Annotated in this window: 23 protein-coding genes; 12 read left to right on the plus strand and 11 right to left on the minus strand. The window is 65.9% G+C overall.

Features of this window, described 5'->3' with window-relative positions; translation table 11 throughout:
* Positions 1-127: 127 nt before the first annotated feature.
* The 5 genes from DIE29_RS00895 to DIE29_RS00910 all read right to left on the minus strand — a co-directional run bounded on the left by DIE29_RS00895 (position 128) and on the right by DIE29_RS00910 (position 3,350).
* Positions 128-1,057: a metal ABC transporter solute-binding protein, Zn/Mn family gene (locus tag DIE29_RS00895; RefSeq protein ID WP_114648932.1), complete on the minus strand. Its 930-nt coding sequence runs from the start codon at positions 1,055-1,057 to the stop codon at positions 128-130.
* Between the two features lie 17 nt (positions 1,058-1,074).
* Positions 1,075-1,941 carry a metal ABC transporter permease gene (locus tag DIE29_RS00900; RefSeq protein ID WP_102040609.1) on the minus strand — a complete coding sequence of 289 codons (867 nt, stop codon included), beginning with the start codon at positions 1,939-1,941 and terminating at the stop codon, positions 1,075-1,077.
* Positions 1,938-2,690: a metal ABC transporter ATP-binding protein gene (locus DIE29_RS00905; RefSeq protein WP_102040610.1), complete on the minus strand. Its 753-nt coding sequence runs from the start codon at positions 2,688-2,690 to the stop codon at positions 1,938-1,940. The genes DIE29_RS00900 and DIE29_RS00905 overlap by 4 nt, the downstream gene beginning before the upstream one ends.
* An 8-nt stretch (positions 2,691-2,698) precedes the next feature.
* Positions 2,699-2,824, minus strand: coding sequence for a hypothetical protein (locus tag DIE29_RS14895; RefSeq protein ID WP_257791346.1), 126 nt, complete (start codon positions 2,822-2,824; stop codon positions 2,699-2,701).
* Between the two features lie 61 nt (positions 2,825-2,885).
* Positions 2,886-3,350, minus strand: a complete 465-nt coding sequence (locus DIE29_RS00910) for a Fur family transcriptional regulator (protein ID WP_102040611.1) — start codon at positions 3,348-3,350, stop codon at positions 2,886-2,888.
* 111 nt (positions 3,351-3,461) lie between these two features.
* Between DIE29_RS00910 and DIE29_RS00915 the strand changes: the two genes are divergently transcribed.
* From DIE29_RS00915 to DIE29_RS00930, 4 genes are read left to right on the plus strand one after another with little or no spacing between them, the layout of a single operon-like run.
* Positions 3,462-4,022 (plus strand): DUF2796 domain-containing protein, encoded by a 561-nt coding sequence (locus DIE29_RS00915; protein WP_162860566.1) that lies wholly within the window; start codon positions 3,462-3,464, stop codon positions 4,020-4,022.
* Positions 4,019-4,750: an ABC transporter ATP-binding protein gene (locus DIE29_RS00920; protein WP_114648934.1), complete on the plus strand. Its 732-nt coding sequence runs from the start codon at positions 4,019-4,021 to the stop codon at positions 4,748-4,750. The genes DIE29_RS00915 and DIE29_RS00920 overlap by 4 nt, the downstream gene beginning before the upstream one ends.
* Positions 4,747-6,012: an ABC transporter permease gene (locus DIE29_RS00925; RefSeq protein ID WP_102040614.1), complete on the plus strand. Its 1,266-nt coding sequence runs from the start codon at positions 4,747-4,749 to the stop codon at positions 6,010-6,012. The genes DIE29_RS00920 and DIE29_RS00925 overlap by 4 nt, the downstream gene beginning before the upstream one ends.
* Before the next feature lies 1 nt (position 6,013).
* Complete coding sequence (locus tag DIE29_RS00930) at positions 6,014-6,625, plus strand: DUF3299 domain-containing protein (RefSeq protein ID WP_114648935.1); 612 nt, start codon at positions 6,014-6,016, stop codon at positions 6,623-6,625.
* A 65-nt stretch (positions 6,626-6,690) separates the two neighbouring features.
* Here the strand turns inward: DIE29_RS00930 and mutY are convergent, their stop codons facing one another.
* Positions 6,691-7,725, minus strand: coding sequence for an A/G-specific adenine glycosylase (gene mutY, locus DIE29_RS00935; RefSeq protein ID WP_237269481.1), 1,035 nt, complete (start codon positions 7,723-7,725; stop codon positions 6,691-6,693).
* A gap of 121 nt (positions 7,726-7,846) precedes the next feature.
* Here mutY and DIE29_RS00940 point away from each other — a divergent pair, with 121 nt between their 5' ends.
* Positions 7,847-8,347 (plus strand): flavin reductase family protein, encoded by a 501-nt coding sequence (locus tag DIE29_RS00940; RefSeq protein WP_114648937.1) that lies wholly within the window; start codon positions 7,847-7,849, stop codon positions 8,345-8,347.
* 15 nt (positions 8,348-8,362) lie between these two features.
* Here DIE29_RS00940 and DIE29_RS14515 read toward each other — a convergent pair whose 3' ends face one another.
* Positions 8,363-8,518 carry a hypothetical protein gene (locus tag DIE29_RS14515; RefSeq protein WP_162860567.1) on the minus strand — a complete coding sequence of 52 codons (156 nt, stop codon included), beginning with the start codon at positions 8,516-8,518 and terminating at the stop codon, positions 8,363-8,365.
* 22 nt (positions 8,519-8,540) lie between these two features.
* On the opposite strand from DIE29_RS14515, the gene DIE29_RS00945 reads away from it, so the two are divergent.
* The 7 genes from DIE29_RS00945 to nikR are packed head-to-tail and all read left to right on the plus strand — an operon-like array spanning position 8,541 to position 14,317.
* On the plus strand, positions 8,541-10,574 hold the full coding sequence (locus DIE29_RS00945) for a TonB-dependent receptor (RefSeq protein WP_237269482.1): 2,034 nt from the start codon (positions 8,541-8,543) through the stop codon (positions 10,572-10,574).
* A 17-nt stretch (positions 10,575-10,591) separates the two neighbouring features.
* Entirely contained in the window at positions 10,592-11,308 is a 717-nt protein-coding gene (locus DIE29_RS00950; RefSeq protein WP_114648938.1) for a DUF4198 domain-containing protein, read from the plus strand.
* On the plus strand, positions 11,305-11,790 hold the full coding sequence (locus DIE29_RS00955; RefSeq protein WP_114648939.1) for a carboxypeptidase regulatory-like domain-containing protein: 486 nt from the start codon (positions 11,305-11,307) through the stop codon (positions 11,788-11,790). Before DIE29_RS00950 ends, DIE29_RS00955 begins: the two co-directional genes overlap by 4 nt.
* Complete coding sequence (gene cbiM, locus DIE29_RS00960) at positions 11,791-12,399, plus strand: cobalt transporter CbiM (RefSeq protein WP_114648940.1); 609 nt, start codon at positions 11,791-11,793, stop codon at positions 12,397-12,399.
* Positions 12,400-12,431: 32 nt separating this feature from the next.
* Positions 12,432-13,157, plus strand: coding sequence for an energy-coupling factor transporter transmembrane component T family protein (locus DIE29_RS00965; protein ID WP_162860568.1), 726 nt, complete (start codon positions 12,432-12,434; stop codon positions 13,155-13,157).
* A complete protein-coding gene (locus DIE29_RS00970; protein WP_114648942.1) occupies positions 13,145-13,795 on the plus strand; it encodes an energy-coupling factor ABC transporter ATP-binding protein in 651 nt (216 codons plus the stop codon). The genes DIE29_RS00965 and DIE29_RS00970 overlap by 13 nt, the downstream gene beginning before the upstream one ends.
* 39 nt (positions 13,796-13,834) lie before the next feature.
* Complete coding sequence (gene nikR, locus DIE29_RS00975) at positions 13,835-14,317, plus strand: nickel-responsive transcriptional regulator NikR (protein WP_114648943.1); 483 nt, start codon at positions 13,835-13,837, stop codon at positions 14,315-14,317.
* 9 nt (positions 14,318-14,326) lie between these two features.
* Here nikR and DIE29_RS00980 read toward each other — a convergent pair whose 3' ends face one another.
* The 4 genes from DIE29_RS00980 to DIE29_RS14670 all read right to left on the minus strand — a co-directional run bounded on the left by DIE29_RS00980 (position 14,327) and on the right by DIE29_RS14670 (position 20,216).
* The gene (locus DIE29_RS00980; protein WP_114648944.1) at positions 14,327-15,679 is read right to left on the minus strand and encodes a PAS domain-containing sensor histidine kinase; all 1,353 of its coding nucleotides are present in this window, start codon (positions 15,677-15,679) and stop codon (positions 14,327-14,329) included.
* A 20-nt stretch (positions 15,680-15,699) separates the two neighbouring features.
* The gene (locus DIE29_RS00985) at positions 15,700-17,151 is read right to left on the minus strand and encodes a nickel-dependent hydrogenase large subunit (protein ID WP_114648945.1); all 1,452 of its coding nucleotides are present in this window, start codon (positions 17,149-17,151) and stop codon (positions 15,700-15,702) included.
* Positions 17,152-17,153: 2 nt separating this feature from the next.
* Entirely contained in the window at positions 17,154-18,149 is a 996-nt protein-coding gene (locus DIE29_RS00990) for an NADH-quinone oxidoreductase subunit B family protein (RefSeq protein ID WP_102040621.1), read from the minus strand.
* 93 nt (positions 18,150-18,242) lie between these two features.
* Entirely contained in the window at positions 18,243-20,216 is a 1,974-nt protein-coding gene (locus DIE29_RS14670; protein ID WP_237269483.1) for a methyl-accepting chemotaxis protein, read from the minus strand.
* Positions 20,217-20,225: the final 9 nt, after the last annotated feature.

Below are 20,225 nucleotides of genomic sequence, written 5' to 3' on the forward strand. Positions count from 1 at the left end.
CGGCTCGCATCCGGCGCTTTGCTACCGGCCGAAGGCAGGCGCGCCGGGTAAGTCTCGGAGTCAGGCGCGCGCGTTCGGTTCCCTTGTTCAGCGCTGCCGCCAGCGCTGGCGGCCTCGTCGAAATGACTCAGTCGGCCGCGAGGCCGCCGAGCAGGGTGGCGAGGTTGTGGCGCATCATCGCTATGTAAGTGGGCGCCGGACCGTCGGCGGCCGATAGCGCGTCGGAATAGAGCGTGCCGCCCAGGCGCGCCCCGCTTTCATTGCGGATACGCTCGACCAGGCGCGGATCGGTCACGTTTTCCAGGAAAGCCGCGGGGATTTTTTCTGCGCGGATCTGACGGATCAGCCGGGCGATGCCTTGCGCGCTCGGTTCGGCGTTGCTGGCCACGCCGTGCGCGGCCACAAAGTGCAGACCGTAGGCCCGTTCGAAATAGCCAAAAGCATCGTGCGAGGTGACTACCTTGCGCCGTTCGGCCGGCAGCGCCGCCAAGGCGCGGCGGATGTCGGCATCCAGCGCCTGCAGCTCGGCGATGTAGCGTTCGGCGTTGGCGCGGTAGTGGGCTGTGTGCGCCGGGTCGGCGGCGGTGAGTCCGGCGGCGATGTTGCGCACGTAAATGATGGTGTTGGCAACATCCTGCCAGGCATGAGGGTCGACCCCATGCGTGTGTCGGTGGGCGTGGTCATGGTCATGCTCGTGTTCCGCCTCCGGTTGGCTGTGCAGTGCGGGAATGCCTTGCGAGGCAATCAGCACCGGACGTGGATGACCGGCCGAGCGGGCCAGGCGCTCGATCCACCCGTCGAAGCCCAATCCGTTGGCCACCACCAGCGCTGCGGCGCCCACCTTGCGGGCGTCCGAAGGGCGCGGCTGGTAGCCGTGCGCATCCTGGTCTGGGCCCACCAAGGCCTGTACCAGGACATGCTCGCCGCCCACCGCGGCGACCAGATCGGCGAGGATGGAAAAGCTGGCCACCACGTCCAGCTTGTCGGTCTCAGTGGCATGCGCTGGGCCAGCCAACAGGATGATCGACAGCATCAGAAAATTCAGGTACTTGCGCATGGGGCGACTCCGACGGATCAGGATTCAAGATGGCTGCGCGCCGGCAGACGGGCGGCGAGCATGCCGTCCGGGGCGAGCAGCAGCGAGGCAAGATAGGCCAGGCCGCACATCAGCACGATGGCCGGGCCGGCCGGTACGTCGACATGGAAAGACAGCAGCAGACCGCCGAGCGCGCAGACCAAAGCAATGGCCGATGCGGTTGCCAGCAGCGGCCCCAGGCGGCGGCTCCACAGCCGCGCGGCCGCCGCCGGCAGGATCATGATGCCTACCGCCATCAGCGTACCCAGCGCATGGAAACCGGCCACCAGGTTGAATACCACCAGCGCCAAAAAGCCGTAGTGCGCCACCGGCGACAAGCGGCTCACCCCGCGCAGGAAGGCCGGATCGAAGCATTCCAGGGCCAGCGGGCGCAGCAGCAACGCCAGGCCGAACAGGGTCAGGCTGGCGATCGCGGCGATCAACAGCAGCGAGGCGTCATCGAGCGCCAGCACCGAGCCGAACAGCACATGCAGCAGATCGAGGTTGTTGCCCCGCAGCGACACGATCATCACCCCGGCAGCCAGCGACAACAGGTAGAAGGTGGCCAGGCTGGCGTCTTCCTTGAGTATCGAGCTGCGGGTGACCAGGCCCGCGGCCAGTACCACCGCCAGGCCGGCCAGGATGCCGCCCACCGTCATCGCGCCCAGCGACAGACCGAAGGCGAGATAGCCAAGGGCAGCGCCCGGCAGGATGGCGTGGCTCATCGCGTCGCCCATCAGGCTCATGCGGCGCAGCATCAGAAACACGCCCACCGGCGTGGCGCCCAGTGCCAGCGCCAGGCAGCCGGCGAGCGCACGGCGCATGAATTCGAAATCGACAAAGGGCATGACCAGCGCGTCGATCATGCGCTCACCTTGCCGATGTGTGCGTCACGGTGGCATACCGCGGCCTGTTCGTCGAACGCCTCGGAAAGCTGCCGGGCGCGGGCAAGCAGCGGCTCGGTCAGCACCTCGGCGGTGGGGCCGAAGGCCACCGGTTCGCGGGCCAACAGCAAACACATGGGGAAGTGGCGCCGAACCAGCTCGAGGTCATGAACCACGGTGAGGAGGGTGCGCCCTTCCCGATGCCAGGCGAGGATCAATTGCATCAAATCCTCCACGGTGCGCGCGTCGAGTGCGGCAAAGGGTTCGTCGAGCAGGATCAGCGGCGCATCCTGCAGGATCAGACGGGCAAAACGCACCCGCTGCATCTGACCGCCCGACAGCGAGCCGATCGGGCGGGATTCGAAGCCGGATAGCCCCACGGCGGCAAGCGCCTGCGCGATGCGGGCTGCGTGCGAGGCGCGAACCCGTCCGAAGGCGCCGATTTCGTGCCACAGCCCCATGGCCACCATCTCGAACACCGACACCGGAAAACTGCTGTCCAGTTCGCCGCGCTGCGGCAGGTAGGCGATGCGGGCAGCGGGCGCGCCGCTTCGCCGGATATGGCCGCCCAATGCACGCAGCTCGCCGGCCAGACCTTTGAGCAGGGTGGATTTACCAGCCCCGTTGGGGCCGACCACGGCAATCAGTGCGCCGTCGGGCACATGCAGGCTCAGATGGTGAACCGCCGGGTGGCGATCATAGCCGAGGGTGAGATCTTCGAGTTGAAGCATCGGCTGGCTCAGCGCGACAGCGCCCAAAATACCGCGACCCATAGCAGGGTGCTGGCCGCTGCAGCCAGCGCCAGGCGTTGGGCCAAGCCGCTACCGAGCAAGCCTGCGCGGGGCGCGTGGTGGTGAGGTTTCATGGTGTCAAAAAAGTAGTGGGGCTGTGGGGGAAAATGCAACAGTGTTGCGTGTTGATTTGGCTTAGCCGCCTGCCTGGCCGGTGTTGCACGCCGGACAGGCGCCATGCAGCACCAGCTCTGCTTGATCCAGGCGGTAACCGGCCGGCAGCGCTACCGCGATGGCCGGCTCAATGCTCTCCAGGCACAGCACGCGACCGCAGGCGTCGCAGTGAAAATGCGCATGACGATGGCCGTCATGCCTGACCGCTTCGAACTTGGCGGCGCGCTCCTTGCCCGGTACCCGGACAGCGATGCCTTGTTCCACCAGCCAGTCGAGCGCGCGATAGACCGTGACCCGGTCGTGGTGCGCACCGCAGGCGGCCAGATTGGCAACGATTTGGTCGTGGCTCAGCGGCTGGTGACTGGCCAGCAGGCATTCCAGCACCGCCACCCGGGTGCGCGTGACGCGGCCGTGCGCGGCAATCGTGTGTTGCGCCGCGCCGAGCGTGTCCGACAGCGGGGAGGGGGACGGCTTGTGATGATTCATCAAAAGGGGTTTGCCTCTTTTTACTGCAACATTGTAGCATTTAACCGGTCTGTGTGAGATGCGCGGCGTGCCATGCGGCGCTTTGACGGGAGAGATCGGAACGTGAGCGGCATGATCAAGAAACTGACAATGGGTTTGGCCGGGCTGGGTCTTGGCTTGACGGCCTTCGCGCATGGGGTGCATGAGCATGGGGTGGCACGACTGCAGGTGGCCATCGACGGTGGGCGGCTGGTCGTTGCACTGAAAAGTCCGCTGGACAATCTGGTGGGCTTCGAGCACAAACCCCGCACCGCGGCGCAGCGCAGTGCTTGGGCCGAGGCCGAGGGCAGGCTGCGCGACTTTGGTGCGTTGTTCCTGGTACCGCCCGCGGCCGGTTGTACGCTGACCAATGTTGACCTGGAATTGCCTTGGGCGGCCGGTGCGCGGTCGGATCAGGACCCTGCGCAGGATCACGGGCCGGATCACGACCACGACCATGACCACGACGCTGCGCATGGCGAAGTGCATGTCCAATACGCGCTCGATTGCGCGCAGCCCCAGGCGCTGACCGGCTTGACCGTCAAACTGGCCGAGCGCTTCCCGCGCACTGCCCGCATCCGTGCGCAGGCCGTCACCCCACGCGGCCAGAACGCGCAGACACTGACCCGCGACAACAACACGTTGGCGCTGTGAGTGAGGCCAGTGCAGCCGTTGCGACGCCGGCGGTGCACCTGGAAGGGGTGCGCTTTGCCTGGCCGGGCGCGGATGCGCCGTGCTTGGCGATCGAGCGCTTTACCCTGGCCGCCGGTGAGCGTGTCTTTCTATGCGGCCCCAGCGGCAGCGGCAAAACCACGCTGCTGTCGCTGATCGGGGGCGTGTTGACTGCGCAGGCTGGCTGGGTGGTGGTGTGTGGGCAGGAGCTGGGTGCATTGCGTTTGCGGGCGCGCGACCGCTTTCGCGCCGACCACATCGGTTTCGTGTTCCAGCTTTTCAATCTGATTCCTTACCTTTCTGCGCGCGACAACATCCTGCTGCCCTGCCGCTTTTCGGCGCAGCGCAGCCAGCGGGTGCGCGAGGCGGGCCGCAGTCCGGAGGCGGAAGCCGAGCGGCTGGCCGCGCACCTGGATCTGGACGGGGCGCTGCTCGACCGCCCGGCCGCCGAACTGTCGGTGGGCCAGCAACAGCGTGTGGCCGCCGCGCGTGCGCTCATCGGCCGGCCGCCGTTGGTGATTGCCGACGAGCCGACCTCGGCGCTGGACGCCGACCGCCAGCGCGGCTTTCTGGAACTGCTGATGGGCGAATGCGCGGCGGCTGGCGCGGCGCTCCTTTTTGTCAGCCACGACGCGCGGCTGGCCGCGCACTTCGACCGGGTAGTGGCCCTGGATGAAATCAACCGTGGCGCCGGACGAGGTGGGGCATGAAGGCGCCGCTGTGGCATCTGACCTGGCGCAGCATCGCCAACCGTCGGCTCACTGCGCTGCTCACGGTGATCTCGGTGGCGCTCGCGGTAGCCCTGTTGTTGGGGGTCGAACGGCTGCGCCAGGACGCACGCGCCGGGTTTGCCGCTACCATTTCCGGCACCGATCTGGTGGTCGGCGCGCGCAGCGGGCCGGTGCAGTTGCTGCTGTATTCGGTGTTCCATATCGGCAACGCCACCAACGATGTGTCTTGGCAGAGTATCCAGGCCATTGCCGCGCTGCCCGATGTCGACTGGCTGGTGCCGCTGTCCTTGGGCGACTCGCACCGCGGTTTCCGCGTCATCGGCACCACGGCAGACTTTTTCGAGCATTACCGCTATGGGCACGGCCAAACCTTGACGATGCGTGCCGGCCGCCGGTTTGGCGATGTGTTCGAGGCCGTGGTCGGCGCCGAAGTGGCCGAACGCCTCGGCTACCGCGCCGGCCAATCCATCGTGGTCAGCCACGGCAGCGGCGAGGTGAGCTTTGCCGAGCATGACGACAAACCCTTTACCGTGGTCGGCGTGTTGGCGCGCACCGGCACGCCGGTGGACCGCTCGGTGCTGGTGAGCCTCGAGGGCATCGAGGCGATTCATGTCGACTGGGTCGGTGGCGCCCGTCTGCCGGGCGTGCGCATTGCCGCCGAGCATGTGCGCAAATTCGATCTATCGCCCAAGCGTGTGACCGCCGCGCTGGTGGGCCTCAAATCCCGGATCGCGGTGTTCCGTGTGCAGCGCCAAATCAACGAATGGCCCGCCGAACCGCTGTTGGCGGTGCTGCCCGGCGCCACCTTGCAGGAGCTGTGGAGTGTGGTGGCAGTTGCCGAGCGCGCCTTGCTGGCGGTCTCGGCGCTGGTGGTGGTAGTGGGGCTGGCCGGCTTGGTGGCGGTGGTGGTCGCAAGCCTCGGCGAGCGCCGGCGCGAGCTGGCTATTCTGCGCGCATTGGGCGCCAGCCCTGGGCAGGTGTTCCGTTTATTGGCGCTGGAGAGTCTGCTGCTCAGTCTGGCCGGCTGCCTTCTCGGTATCATGTTGCTTTATGCGGCGGTGGCGGCCGTCGGTCCGTGGCTGCAAGCGCACTATGGTCTGCTGTTGTCGGCCGGCTGGCCGAGCGCGGCGCAATGGCAGTTGTTGGGCGCGGTGCTCGCCGTCGCGGTGCTGGCCAGCCTGGTGCCAGGCTGGCGCGCCTATCGTTATTCGCTCGCCGACGGCATGACCATCAGGATTTGATATGCGGTTTTCGCGCCTTGTGCTCGCAGTCTTGCTCTCCGTCTGTGTCACCCTGACAGCCGCCCACGCGCAACAGGTCACCACGGGGCAGTCCGGCTACCAAGTGGGCGACCGCCTGGTTTCCAAGGCCCGTGCCGACAAGGATGGCTTTACCGAAATCGAATGGGACGACCTGCTGCCCGCCGAGTGGAATCCGCAGGCGCTGTTCGATGACCTCGATCTGGACAATCTGAGCGATAACGATCCGCGCGCCATCGACCTGATGCGCCGGCTGCGCGAAGAATGGGACCGCGCGCCGGTGGTCGAGCGCATGAACGGGCGGCGCATCCGCATTCCCGGATTCGTGGTGCCGCTGGAAGGCGACGGCAAGACCATTCGGGAATTTCTGCTGGTACCCTATTTCGGCGCTTGCATCCATGTGCCGCCTCCGCCGGCCAACCAGCTCATCCACGTGATGCCGGACAAGCCGATTGCGGGCGACTGGAACATGGTGCCGGTGTGGGTCAGCGGCGTGCTCACCGTGGCGCGTATTGAATCGCAACTGGGCAACGCCGGCTACCAGCTGCGCGCCATCAAGGTCGAAGAGTACAAGGAGGAGGCGGCCAAGCGCTGAAGGGCCGCAGGGCTCTGGCCGCTGCAGCCCGATCGGCCGGTCCCGATTGGCCGCTCAACCCGGACTCAACGCAATCGTTGCAGAATGGTGCGCACCGGCGTCGGCAGCGGCGCTTGGTCCAACACATCCAGCGCCTGCCAGTGCAGGTTGCCGTCGGCGGCCAGGGGCGGTGTGTCGGGCAGATCCACCAGCCAGGGGCGGATTTCCAGCACGAAGTGGGTGAAAGCGTGGGTCAGCGCGGGCAGTTCGCTGCCGCCCGCCAGCGTACCGAAACGTTGCGCCACCCAGGCTGCGGCGCCGCTTGGGCCGGCTTCCGGCAAGGCCAGCAAGCCGCCCCAGATGCCTGCAGGCGGGCGGCGTTCCAGCAAGACGGCGTTGCCTGCACGCACCACCGCCACCTGTATCGTGCGCCGTGGCGGCGTCTTGCGCGGACGGACGGTCGGTAGTTCCGCGGTGCGCCCCTGTTGCCGCGCCACGCATGCAGTTGCGAGCGGGCAGCGGGCACAGGTGGGGCGGGCGCGGGTACAGATCATGGCGCCCAGATCCATTTGCGCCTGGATGTAACGCTCTATCCCGCGCGCAGGCAACAGTTCCTCGGCCAAGGACCACAGGCGGCGCTCGACTGTGCGCTCACCCGGAAAGCCTTCGACACCGAAGACCCGGCACAGCACGCGCTTGACATTGCCATCCAGGATGGGCACACGTTCGCCAAAGCAAAACGCGGCGATTGCCGCCGCGGTGGAGCGGCCGATGCCGGGCAGGCGGGCGATGTCCTCGGCACGGCGCGGAAACAGGCCGCCCAGTTCTGTCATGACGATTTGCGCCGCTTTGTGCAGATTGCGGGCGCGCGCATAGTAGCCCAGTCCGCTCCACAGACTCAGCACCGCCTCCAGCGGCGCGGCGGCCAGGTCGGCAAGGGTGGGAAAGCGCGCCAAAAAGCGGTGGTAGTAGGGAATTACGGTCTCGACCTGGGTCTGTTGCAGCATGATCTCCGACAGCCACACCCGGTAGGGGTCGCGGTGCTGCTGCCAGGGCAAATCATGGCGGCCGCAGTCGGCCTGCCAGGCTATCAGACGCTCGGCAAAGTCTTGCTTGGACAAGGGTTTGATCCTATTTTGCGGGCCGCTTCGGGGTCGACGGAAAGTCGTCGCGCAGCCATAATCCATCGGTTTTTGAGACCGGCTCAGCGCTTTACGCCTTGGTGCCGCACCCTAGAAGGCCATGTCCGCACAGAACTACTACACGCACGAAGACTTCACCCGCAATTTTCGCAACGCCCTCGGCATGTTTGCCACCGGCGTCACCGTGGTCACGACCCGTGCCGCCAATGGCGCGCCGGTCGGTTTGACGGTGAATTCGTTCAACTCGGTCTCGCTCGATCCGCCGCTGGTGCTATGGAGCCTGTCGGTAACCTTACCCAGCGTGCCGGTGTTCGAAGCCTGCGAATACTACGCCATCAACGTGCTGGCGGACGACCAGCAGGCGCTCTCGCAACTATTCGCCAGCCGCTCCGACGACAAGTTTGCCGGACTGCAGTTCGACCAAGGTCTGGGCGGTGCGCCGTTGCTGCGCGGCTGTTGCGCGCGCTTCGAATGCCGTAACACTCACCGTTATCCGGGCGGCGACCACATCTTGTTCGTCAGCGAGGTCATCAACTTCGACCGCGAAGACCGCCCGCCGCTGCTTTTTTTTGGCGGTGCCTACCGGCGTCTGGCGCCTTGAGCAGAAACATGCACATCAGGCGGGGGCTTGCGCCCCCTTTTTTTTGCCTGCAAGCGATGCAGACGATGTGGCGCCGAAACTGGAAATGCGCTTGCCGCCTGCGGGGTAACGGATGCCGGATGTCGTCGCATGGCTGAGGCTGGTATGAAGATTGCTAAATTCTTCATACATTCTGTGCTCATGGATTCAGCCAATGATGACACTTCGTAAAGCCAATCCTGCCACGCTTCCCTCTGCCACCTTACCGGCGCTGCTCGCTTGTGTGTTCGCGGTTGCGGCGTCGGGCGCCCGGGCCAACACGGCCGAAGCGACCCTGCAGACCATCGAAGTAAAAGGACAAACGCTGGGTGAGGGCGGTGCCGCTTACACCGCTTCAGGTTTTGCAAGCGAGGAAATCCGCGCAAAAAGCATCAACCAGGTACAACAACTGTTTCGCCATGTGCCGGGCATGGACATCCGCGTCTTGGGGCTGACCGGCGTGGCGGATTCCATCGTGCTGCGCGGCTTCGGCGGTGGCGGCCATGGGGGCGACATCGCTGTCAGTGTGGATGGCATTCCGCTCAATGAGGCCATGTCCCATGCAGATGGTTATGTCGACTTGAACGTTATCGTCCCCCTGGAGCTGCGCACCATGACGGTGCTCAAGGGCCCCGTTTCGGCGCTTTACGGCAACTTCAACCGCGCCGGCTCGATCAGTCTGGAGACACGCAAGGGCGGCGAGTATCGTGAGTTGGACCTTTCCGCTGGCAGCTTCGGCACGGTCGATGCGCAAACCGCCTTGGGAGTGAAAGTGTCGGATACCCAGCATCTGAACCTGGCCGCCCAGCTCTACCGCAGCGACGGATTCCGCGCGCAGTCCGAATCCTGGCGCGCAACCTTGGCCGGGCGTTGGAGTGTGGATCTGACCGGCGGGCTGCGTGCGGCGCTGTCTGCCCGGATACATACTGCGCAAGCGGACAACCCTGGCTATCTGAGTGCCGCGCGCTTTCGCGCCGACCCTTACGGCAAGGAACCCGGCGTGCAGAACGACGGCGCTGAAAAGGACTTTGCCACGTTGCGCACCGACGTGCAGTACGCATTGAGCGACCAGCTCACGCTGCTTGGCTTTGCTTACGCCACGCGGCAGGACTTCACCCGTTGGTTCACCCGTCCGCTCGGCGGTGTGCCGACCCAGCGCGAGGAAAGCTATGACCGCAAGGTGCATGGCGCCGGCGTAAACCTCAATGGCCGGCACAATGCCACCGTGCCGCTCAACTGGGTGGCTGGGGTGGAGACGTTCCGTGAATCGACCGATTACGTGTATTACGACAACCTCGATTTTCGCCGCCGAGTCACCCCGGCGATCAATGACCGCAACTCGGTGCTGCGTAGTCTGTCGGCCTTCGGCGAACTGGAGGCGCCGCTGCATCCGCTGTTCAAACCGACCCTGGGCGTGCGCTGGGACCGTTTCACCGGCAACTGCTCGCCAAACGGACCGGAAACGTCCACCGCGCCGTGTGAGCGCATGCCGCGGATGAGCCACACTGCGCCCAAGTTCGGTCTGCGTTCACAAATCGCCTCCGGCCTCGAACTGCGCGCCAGCCGTGCAGAAGGTTTTGCGTTGCCGAGCGATTTTGCCAAGTACGCGCTTGGCGCCTCGGTACTCGATCCGAACATCTTCCGCCAGACCGAGGTGGGCGCACGTTTGACCGCGGTGCCCGGGCTGATGATCGATGCGGCGGCTTACCGCCTGCAGTCGTCCGATGAGGTTCGTGCCGTGGCGCCGGGCGTCTATGAGAATTTCGGGTCAACCCGGCGCACCGGATACGAGCTGGAAATTCTGTGGATGCCGCACGACGATGTGGATCTCACCCTGGCCTGGGGCGAGGCTGACTCGAAAATTACCCGCAATGCCAATCCTGCCTTGGTCGGCAAACGTGTGACCGGTGTGCCGCGTCACACCCTGACCGCCGAACTCACCTGGCGTCCGCTGCCGGGTTGGCAAAGCACGCTGACCTGGCGGGAGATCGGGCGTTACCAAGTCGATGCGGCCAATACCCGTAGTGACCAAGGTTACGGCATCGCCGATCTGCGCTTGAGCTACAGCGCAGGCAGTCTTCACCCCTACACGGTCTATGCCGCCATCGACAACCTTGCCGACCGCCGTTATGCCACCGCGGTCAACACCATTGGCTATGCCAGCGGTGCGCCGCGGACTGTGCGGGTCGGCGTCCAAGTCAATTTCTGAACGGAGACATCGACTTTATGTGTCATCGGACCATCCTGCGCACTGCCCTGTATTCGCTCGTATTGGCCGGTACTGCAGTATCGGCGCATGCCCACACCGTCTGGCTGGAGCCCGAGCACGGTTTTTACCGCGTGATGTATGGGGGGCACGAGGGCAAGACCGAGCCTTACCCGGTAGAGAAGCTCAAGAGCGTGTTCGCCTATGCGGCCGACGGCACGCCGCTGAACGTTCAACGTGAGGACGATGCAGACGGTGTGCGGGTGCGTGCTGCCGGCGAAGCGGCGGTGCTGACGCTGTTTTTCGACAATGGCATCTGGAGTCGCCCGGAAGGGGGGCGCAGTGTCAACAAGCCGATGAACGAAGTGCCCGGCGCCACCAGCGGTGTGCAGGCGTTGAAGTACCACAAAACCATTGCGCGCTGGGGCGTGGCGGCCACGCGCGCCTGGGGGCAGCCGTTCGAGCTGGTGGCGGTGGATCAGGCGCCGCCGCGCGCCGGCGAACCGCTGCGTCTGCGGGTGTTGATCGACGGTAAACCGGCAGCCGGGATCAAGGTTGCTGCCGACGAGAGCGCGCCGGGCGTGCTCAGCGATGCCGAGGGGCTGGTCACCGTGCGTCCGCAGGCTGGCTTCAACAAACTGTGGGCCGGACAGCGTACCGCGGTCAGCGGCGATCCGCGGATGACCACGGTGAGCATCGAATATCTGTTGACCTTTGACGCGGAACCGCCCCAATGAACCCGTTCGGTTTGGCGCAGCGTTTGCGCGCAGTCGTGGCCGCTTGGTTGCTGTGCGCGGCGCTGCCGGTCGCATCGCATGGTCTGTATGTCACCGCCCATGCCGAGCAGGGCGCAGTGGTCGGTCTGGCAGCGTATTCCGACCATAGTCCGGCTGCCGGTCTGTTCGTGGAGATAACCGATGCCGCCGGGCGTGAGGTGCTGGCCCAGGGCGTCAGTGGCGATGACGGACGCTTTCGTATCGGGGTGCCAGAGCGTGCGGCCTATCATGTGGCAGTGGAAGGCGAGGAGGGGCATCGTGCGGAAGTCAACGTCGCGCGCTTGGCTTGTGGCGCTCTGGATGGCGAAGCACTGCGTCTGTTGCGCGAGGACCTGAGCCGCCTGGAACACCGCATCCAACTGCGCGATGTTCTAGGCGGTCTGGGCTACATCGTCGGTTTATTCGGTCTGGCCGCGTGGTTCATGGCCCGCAGGAGGATGTGAATGCATTTGGCCGAAGGCGTGCTGTCTGCCCCTGTGTTACTGGGTACGGCCGTGCTGGCCACGGCAGGGGTGGCGCACGGGCTGCATCGATTACGCGAGGAGCAGCTGCCCTTGGCGGCGCTACTGGGTGCGGTGTTTTTCGTTGCCAGCACCATTCATGTGCCGGTGGGGGTAGGCAGTGTGCACTTGGTGCTCAACGGTTTGGCGGGTTTGCTGCTGGGCTGGGTAGTGTTTCCGGTGTTGTGTGTGGCCTTGCTGCTGCAAGCGGCGTTGTTTTCCTTTGGCGGTTTCGCGGTGCTCGGCGCCAATCTGCTGATCATGGCGCTGCCCGGTGTGGCGGCGCACTATCTATTGGGCCGTGGGTTCGGCCCGCAGACGCCGCGTGTGCGGGCGCTGGCTGCCGGTGCGCTGTGCGGGGTGGTCGGCATTGGCGGCGCGGCGTTGCTCGCCAGTGCCGTGCTTGCGTTGTCCGGCGGGCGGATGTTTGGCGAGCTCATTGTGTTGTTCGCTGCGGCGCACTTGCCGGTGCTCGTGGTCGATGCGGCCATCGGCGCGTTGACCGTCGCCGCGCTGGTGCGTCTGATGCCACAGGCGTTGGCACGGACATGAATTCGGCGTCGCGCATTGGCCAAGGGCCCCGCTTGCCCCGCCTACGTCTGGCGCTGGCGGTGTGTGGCAGTACGGTGGTTTCTTTCATCACCGATCTTCGAGCGCTGGCGTTTGTCTTGGTTGCTGGTTTGCTGGTGGCGGCAATCGCGGTGCTGGCAGGGGCTTCGGCGCGGGCGCTCGGCCGCCGTATCCTGACGGTCAACCTGTTTGTCGGCCTGTTGTGGCTGACTGTGCCTTGGCAGCTGGGCGCCAGCGCTCTGACGCTCACCGATGAGGGTTTGGCGCTTGCCCAGCAGATCTCATTGCGTACCAACGCCATCGCCTTGCTCAGCCTGGGCTTGCTCGCCGGCATGGATGCTTTTGTGTTGGCGCGCGCGGCGGCGGGCCTGGGTCTGCCCCACAAACTGGCGCGCCTGCTGGCCCTTACGGTCCGTTACTTCGGCTTGCTTCAAGACTGCCGGCGGCGTATCGAGTGCGCGATGCGCGCGCGGGCTTTTCGCCCCGGCTTTAATCTGCGCACCGTGGCGGTTACCGCCCAACTGGTGGCCTTGCTCCTGGTCAATGCCATGCAGCGCGCCGAGCGGGTCGGGCTGGCGATGCGTGCACGCGGTTTTGCGCCTGGATTGCCTGCCGCCGGGCAGTCTGCTTTGCGGCCGCTGGCGCGCCGTCCGGCATTTGGGGTCACGGTGGCTGTGGCCAGTGCGGCTTTGGGGCTGGCCTGGTTGAGCACAGACGGGTGGATGGCATGGATACCTTGATCGAAGCCCGTGGGCTATGTGTGCGGCGCGGCGGACGCACGGTATTTGACGGCGTCGATCTACTGCTCGCCGCTGGCGAGCGCCTTTTTGTGCTGGGCCCCTGCGGTGCGGGTAAGTCGACTTTGCTCCATGCGTTGCTTGGTTTTGTTCCGCTGGCTGGCGGCAGCGTTCGGTTGCTGGGGCGGCTCTGCAGCAGTGAGGCGGAGTTCGCCCCGCTGCGGGGCGTGGTGGGGCTGCTGTTTCAGGACCCCGCCGATCAGTTGTTTGGGCCCACCGTGCTGGAGGACGCTGAGTTTGGTCCGCTCAATCAGGGGCTGGGGCGGGCGGCGGCACGCGAACGCGCGTGGGCGGCGCTGCATCGGGTCGGTATTCAAATGCTTGCCGAGCGTCCGGTGCATGAATTGTCTGGCGGAGAACAGCGCCTGGCCGCGCTGGCCGGCGTGCTGGCGATGCAGCCGGCGGTGCTGCTGCTCGACGAGCCGACTGCCGCGCTCGATCAGGCAAGCGCCCAGCGGATCGCTGCGGTACTGGAAGCTTGCGGCGTGCCGATGGTGGTTGCTGCGCATGACGAGGCGCTGGTGGCCAGATTGGCTACGCGTTGCCAAAGGTTGGGCGGGCCAGTCGATCCGTTGTGCTAAGCTGCGCCGTCATAGCGACACCACGGAGCGTGCGGATACATGGAGCGCATCACCATTTCGCTAGACGAGGAGCTCGCCACTGCTTTCGACGCGCTGATAGCCGAACGCGGCTACCGCAACCGCTCCGAAGCGGTGCGCGACTTGTTGCGCCGCGAGCTGGAAGCAGCCCGCCAGCGCGGCGAGGCAGACGGGCAGTGTGTGGCCACGCTGAGTTACCTCTACAATCATCACCAACGTGAACTGGCCGAGCGGCTCACCGGGTTGCAACACGGCCATCATGATCTCACCGTGTCCACGCTGCATGCCCATCTGGACCACGACCATTGCATCGAATGCGTCATCCTGCGCGGTCCGAGCGCCAGAGTCCGGCGTTTTGCTGAATCGATCATGGCCGAAAGCGGCGTGCGCCACGGCTGCCTCAATTTGATCAGTGTCGAGGTCGATACCGCCGTGCAGCCTCACGGCCATGCTCCCGCGCATCCGCACACTGCCGAGCACAAACATTACCGTCCGCGTAGCTGAGCGACGCTTTCATACGCTGCCCACCGGCAGCTCCACCACCAGCTCGGCGCCGCCGTCCGGGTGGTTGCGGGCAGAGAGCTGGCCGCCGTGGCGCTCGACGATGCCATAGCTGATCGACAGGCCCAGTCCGGTGCCCTTGCCTACCGGCTTGGTGGTGAAGAAGGGGTCGAAGATGTGCGCCAGATGTTGCTCGGCGATGCCCGGGCCGTTGTCATGAAAGCGGATGATGGCGCGGGTGCCGACCAACTGGCCGTCGATTTCCAGTCGCGGGGCTGACTGTTCGCAGGTAGCGTCCCAGGCGTTTTGCACCAGGTTCATCATGACCTGTTGCATCTGACCGGGGGAGCCGCGCAACGGAATCTGTGCGGGCAGACGGACTTGCACCGCAAAGCTTTGACGGGCCGCTTTACACACCCAGCGCACCGCGCGCTCGATGACTTCGGTGAGGTTGAAAGACTGTTGCTCGTCGCGATCGATGGCGGAAAAGCGCTTCAGGCCATCGACGATATCGCGGGTACGTTCGGCGCCTTCGATGATGCCGTCGATCAGCGGCGGCAGATCGGCCAGAATGCGGTCGATGCGAAGTTCGGCGCGCAGTTCGGCCAGTTGCGCAGCCGAGGTGCCGGCGTGCACAGCATCGAGGTATTGCTCCAGCCGCCCGGCGTAGCGCCGCAATGCATGCACGTTGCCCAGAATGAAGCTGATCGGGTTGTTCAGCTCGTGCGCCACGCCAGCCACCAGGCGGCCGAGCGAGGCCATTTTTTCCGAATGCAGCAGTTGCTGCTGGGTGCGTTTGAGGTCTTCGTGGGCTTGGCGCAGCGCCTGGTAGGCGCGGCGCAGCTCGCCCACCGGACGGCCGGTGATCACCATGCCCAGCGATTTACCTACGGCGTTGTAGCGAGGCGTGCAGTTGAGCGATACCGGCACCGCGGAGCCGTCGCGCGCGCGCAGCGGCAATTCGCAGTCGTGTACGCTTTCGTCGCCGTAGAGGGTGAGCAGATGGCGCGCCTGGGCGCGGGACAGATCGTCCGCGAAGAGTTCGAACAGCGAACTGCCGCGCAGTTGATCCAGCGTCTTGCCGGTAAAATCGAGCAAGGAGCGGTTGACGTCTTCGATTTTGCCGTTGCGGTCGCACACCACCAGGATGTCCGACATCGAGGTGAGCACCGAGAGGATGAACTGTTGCGACTCCTCCAGCTTGGCATTTTGCTGTTCCAACGCCACTTCATACTGCAACAGGTCGGCGTACACCTCATCCATTTTGTGGATGACATCCATCCACACATCTTCGCCCACGCCCACCAGTTCGCCAGGGTGGCCGGTGTGTTGCAGGGGCGGGGCGGATTTGGGCGACTCGCTCATCGTCGGACCGGTGGGGTGGCTCAATGCACGGTGCACACCATGCAGGGGTCGAAGGAGCGCACCACGTGCTGCACCGCGAGCGGCACGCGGGCGTCGTCGACGGGCAGGCCGACCAGGGCCTGTTCCAGTGCGCCAGGGGTGCCGGCGGCATCCCGCGGAGAAAAATTCCAGGTGGTAGGGGCGACGATCTGGTAGCTGGCGATGCGGCCGTGGCGGATCGCCAACCAGTGGCCGAGCGCACCGCGGGCCGCTTCCACCAGTCCGCAGCCCGTTGCCTCGTCCGGTAGCGGTCCGTGGGCGCAAAAAGGCTCTCCGGGGCGCAGGGCGTGTACCCAGCTTTCCATGGCTGGGAGCACAAGGGCCAGTTCCAGCAGGCGGCACAGTACGCGGGCGCGCACGCTGCCGCCTTCGCGCGCGACCAGATCGCGTGCCAGCGGGTGGCCGTCGACCATTTGGCGCGCCAAGGCGCCGCATTCGACCACTTGTCCGGCTAGCCGCGGCGCCTTGCACCAGGAGTAAGCGCCGTCCTTGTCGGGGTCCGGTTCGGTCACGCCGCGCCAGGGATGGCGGGTTTGGCCGCGCATCCAGGCGTGGCTCAGATCCTCGCGGATGTCGTCCGGATCGAATGCTGTCACCGTAGCTTCTTCCGGCTGCCACAGCCCGCGTGCAAAAAGTGGCCTGCCGGCCAGCGTATAGGCGCCGTAGCTCAAGAAGCGGTCGGTGGCGCGGCCGATGCGGGCCAGCCCCAGGTCGTCGGCGATTTCCAGAAACAGGCGCAAATCCGAGCTGGCCGGCGCGCGTGCCGCAGCCCAGCTGGCCAGTGCGTCGATTGAATCGAGCGCCCCGATTGCCTCGAGCGTGTCGCCGAAGGTGTGGCGTTCCAGCCAGCGGCGGAATTCGCGCAGCAGCGCGTACAGACGGACTTTCTCCGCTGCACTGACCGCACGCGCCGAACCGCCCGGCTGCAGTGAGAGCGTATGTGGCCACTTGCCGGCCAGCAGGCCGGTAAGCTCTAGGAAGGCGGCGCGCGCCGGCACCGCTTCGGCCGCCGCCGTGCCCCGCACCGCCTTGAAGCGCGCCTGCGCGGCGGCGAACCAGGGCCGTTCGGCGTAGGCGTCGCGGGCGAAATCCGGCATGAAAAAGAGGTAGAAATGGGTAAAGTGGTCGGCCAGGTTTTCTGCGGCCAGCACCAGATTGGCGGCCAGTTCGCCATTGGCCGGCACCGCCAGCCCGATGGCTTCGCGCAGCGCGGCAGCCGCCGCCGCCGACTGCGACACCGAGCAGATGCCGCACAGGCGCGGCACCAACACCAGCGCATCGCGCGGGTCCTTGCCGCGCAGGATGTGCTCGAAGCCGCGAAACAGCGGAGCGTTCACATAGGCCGCCGCCACCCGTCCGGCTGCCACCTCCAGATGTACTTCCAGGTCGCCCTCGACCCGGTTGAAAGGGCCCAGAACGATACGCTCGCCCACGCTCACTTCAACCCGGTACGGCGGATGGCTGGCGCGACGGCAAGGTGGTCGGCCACCGCGTTGTCGCGCACCCGGCGCGGGGTGGCGGATTTGGACAGCGCGGCCAGTGCCACGAACCAGGCTTTGGGCATGTCCGAGGGCAGACCGATCGGAATGCCGGCCACCTTGGGGGTTTGTACGAAGGGGTGCCCGGGTTCCTCGAAACCCGGCTCGGTGCAGGAGATACATGCATAGCCCCCGCGGGTGCATGAGCCGCTGCCGTTCCACGGCCGCAGGTTGCAGTCAGCGTGGGCCTGGGTGCCTTTGCAGCCCATGTTCTCCATCAGACAGCCCTGATCGGACGGTTTTTCGGCGCTGGCTTTGAATTCGTAATACTCGTTGCGTGAGCAGCCGTGGTGCACCAACTGGTCGGCGTAAAAGCGCGGGCGGGCCAAGGCGTCGAGCGCGTCGCTGCCGAACTGGCCGAGCGATAGTGCCATCAAGGTTTCCACCACCCAGCCGGGGTGGGTGGGACAGCCGGCGACGTTGATCACCGGCAGGCCGGCGGCCGAGCGGTAGTCGCTACCCAGCAGGCCGCCAGGGGTGTCGCCCTCGTACTGCAGACCGCAGGCGCCGGCCGGGTTGGGGCCGGCTGCCGTCACCCCGCCCCAGGCCGCGCAGGAACCTATGGCCAGCGTGTAGCGGGCACGCGCGGCCAGTTCCCGCACCCAGGCGATCATCGGCCGCCCGCTGCCGCCCAGCATGTGAAAGCGTCCGCTGCCATCCGGGCCGCGCAGCAGCGCGCCTTCCACGCACAGCAGGTCCACCGGATGCTCGCCGGCGGCGCAGGCAGCCAACAGCTCGAGCGCCTCGGCGCCGCTTTCTTCGGATAGCGAGGGATGCCACAGGATGCGAATGCCAGCGTCGGCCAGGCTGCCGAGCAGGTCGCTTGAATCGGCGCACAGCAGCGACATGGTGCAGCCGCCGCAACCGCCGGATTGGAGCCAGAGCAGGTTCATGCGCGTATTGAACCACTGCGGGACGGAAATTGCGATGCGCGCATTGCCGCCGACCAGGCTGGATCCTGGTCGGCTGCCGATCGCCCCGCCCCTTCAGCCGGTTGCCGTGGAGGCGGCCCAATCTGCGCCGCTACCGGCCAAGCGCCGCTGAGCGGATTTTTCGACCGGATGATCCGCCGGCGTGACCCGGAAGCGGGCGGCCAGCCGGTCCATTTTTTCGGCGGTTTGCTTGACCGCATGCGCCGCCTCGGCATTGGCCTGCGCGCAGTGGCTGAGCGTTTCGATGGTGCTGGCCAGTTCGCTGGCCTGGGTGGCCAGATTGACGATGGCTTGGTGTTGCTCGGCAACCGCGTCGGTGATCGATTGCACCGCGGCCAAGGTTTGCTGACTGCCATCGCGGATTTCGTCGATGCCGGCGCTGGCCTGTTGCGCGGCCGAGATACCGTTGTCGACCGTCTGCACGCTGTCGCCCAGGGTTAGGGACAGGCTGGTGACACGCTCCCGGACGGTGTCGACCAAGGCGGTGATGCTGCGGCTGGCTTCGCCGGTGCGCCCGGCGAGTTTTCTGACCTCGTCGGCCACCACGGCAAAGCCCCGCCCCTGTTCGCCGGCGCGGGCGGCCTCGATGGCGGCATTGAGAGCCAACAAGTTGGTTTGCTCGGCGATTTCTCCGATCGACCGACTCATGCCGGCAATGTCGGCGGACACACCGTCCAGCTCGCCCATCGCCGCCGCCACCCGATGGACCGCATCGGCAATGGCGCGCATGTCCTGGATGAGTTTGCCGACCGCATCGACCGACTGCAGCGATTGACCGGTGGCGGCCTCGGCGCGCTCGCGCACGCTGGCACCGGCTTGTTCCACCTCATGGCTGGACGAGGACAGTTGCTCGCTGGTGGCCGCGATCGCGTCGGTGGCCACCGACTGCTGCGCCGCTGCCTGGGCCGAGGCGTGCACCTGTTCTTCAAGCTCGACCGCGCGGGCGGAAATATCCGCCACTTGCTGGCGCAGTTCGGCAATGAGCTCATGGACGTTGTTGCGCATCACACCGATGTTGGCCAGCAGATCGCCGATTTCGTTACGACCGTGATTGGGTACTTGAACATACCATTGACCGTGAGTGAGCCCGTCCAGCACCCGTTTGGCATCGTCCAAACCTTGGCGTGTCTGCCGGATGAATAGCCAAAAGCTCAATGCCAGCACCACCACGATGACCGCCGAGCCGATCATCAGCGGCCGGGTATGGGTCAGCGCGGCCGCGTCGATGTCATCGATCCAGGTTCCGGTGCCGACGATCCAGCCCCAGGCTTGCGCCGGCGCGGCATAGCCGATCTTGGGCGTCGGGGTGTTGCTGCCGGGCCGTGCCCAGCGGTATTCGAGCATGCCGCCGCGCGGGTTTTCGGCCAGTTCGGCAAACCGGCGAAACAGCGGGACGCCGTCCGGATCGACCGTGTCGCCGACATGGACGCCATTGAGTCGGGGTTGAGTCGGATGCAGCACCACCCGCGGCTCGGCGGTCTGCACCCACACATAGTTGTCGCCGTCATAGCGCAAGGCTTGCAACTGAGCGAGCACGTTGCGCTGGGCCTCGGCTTCGCTGAGCCGGCCCTGACGAGCCGCCTCGGCCCCGTCACGGATCAGCGAGACGGCAAGCTCCACCACCCGTCGGCTTTGCTCGGTGCGCTCCAGGGTCAGTCCGGCGCGGATTTCCTTGACCGCCATCCAGGTCAGGCTCAGCAAGGCCACCAGCACCACGGCCAGCAGCGCGGCAAAGCGTGGTCCCAGCCTGAGGTTTTGCCAGAATTTGCGCGCACGCCATAAATACCCGGCCAACCCTGCGGGCACCGGTTCGCCTTCATGGAGCCGGCAGGCCGGGTTGCTGCGCATTTGTCGATAAAGCGCCTCGGCCTGGCGGACTTCATCGTCGCTGGCCCGCACCCGGACCGACAAATAGCCGCCTTCGGCGCTTGGCGACACATTGGCGCGGACCCAGTAGTGATCGCCGTTTTTGCAGCGATTTTTGACCACGCCGCTCCACGGTCGCCCGGACTTGATCGTTTGCCACAAGTCCGAAAG

This window comes from Pseudothauera hydrothermalis (assembly GCF_003345255.1).
Classification (GTDB): Bacteria; Pseudomonadota; Gammaproteobacteria; order Burkholderiales; family Rhodocyclaceae; genus Pseudothauera; species Pseudothauera hydrothermalis.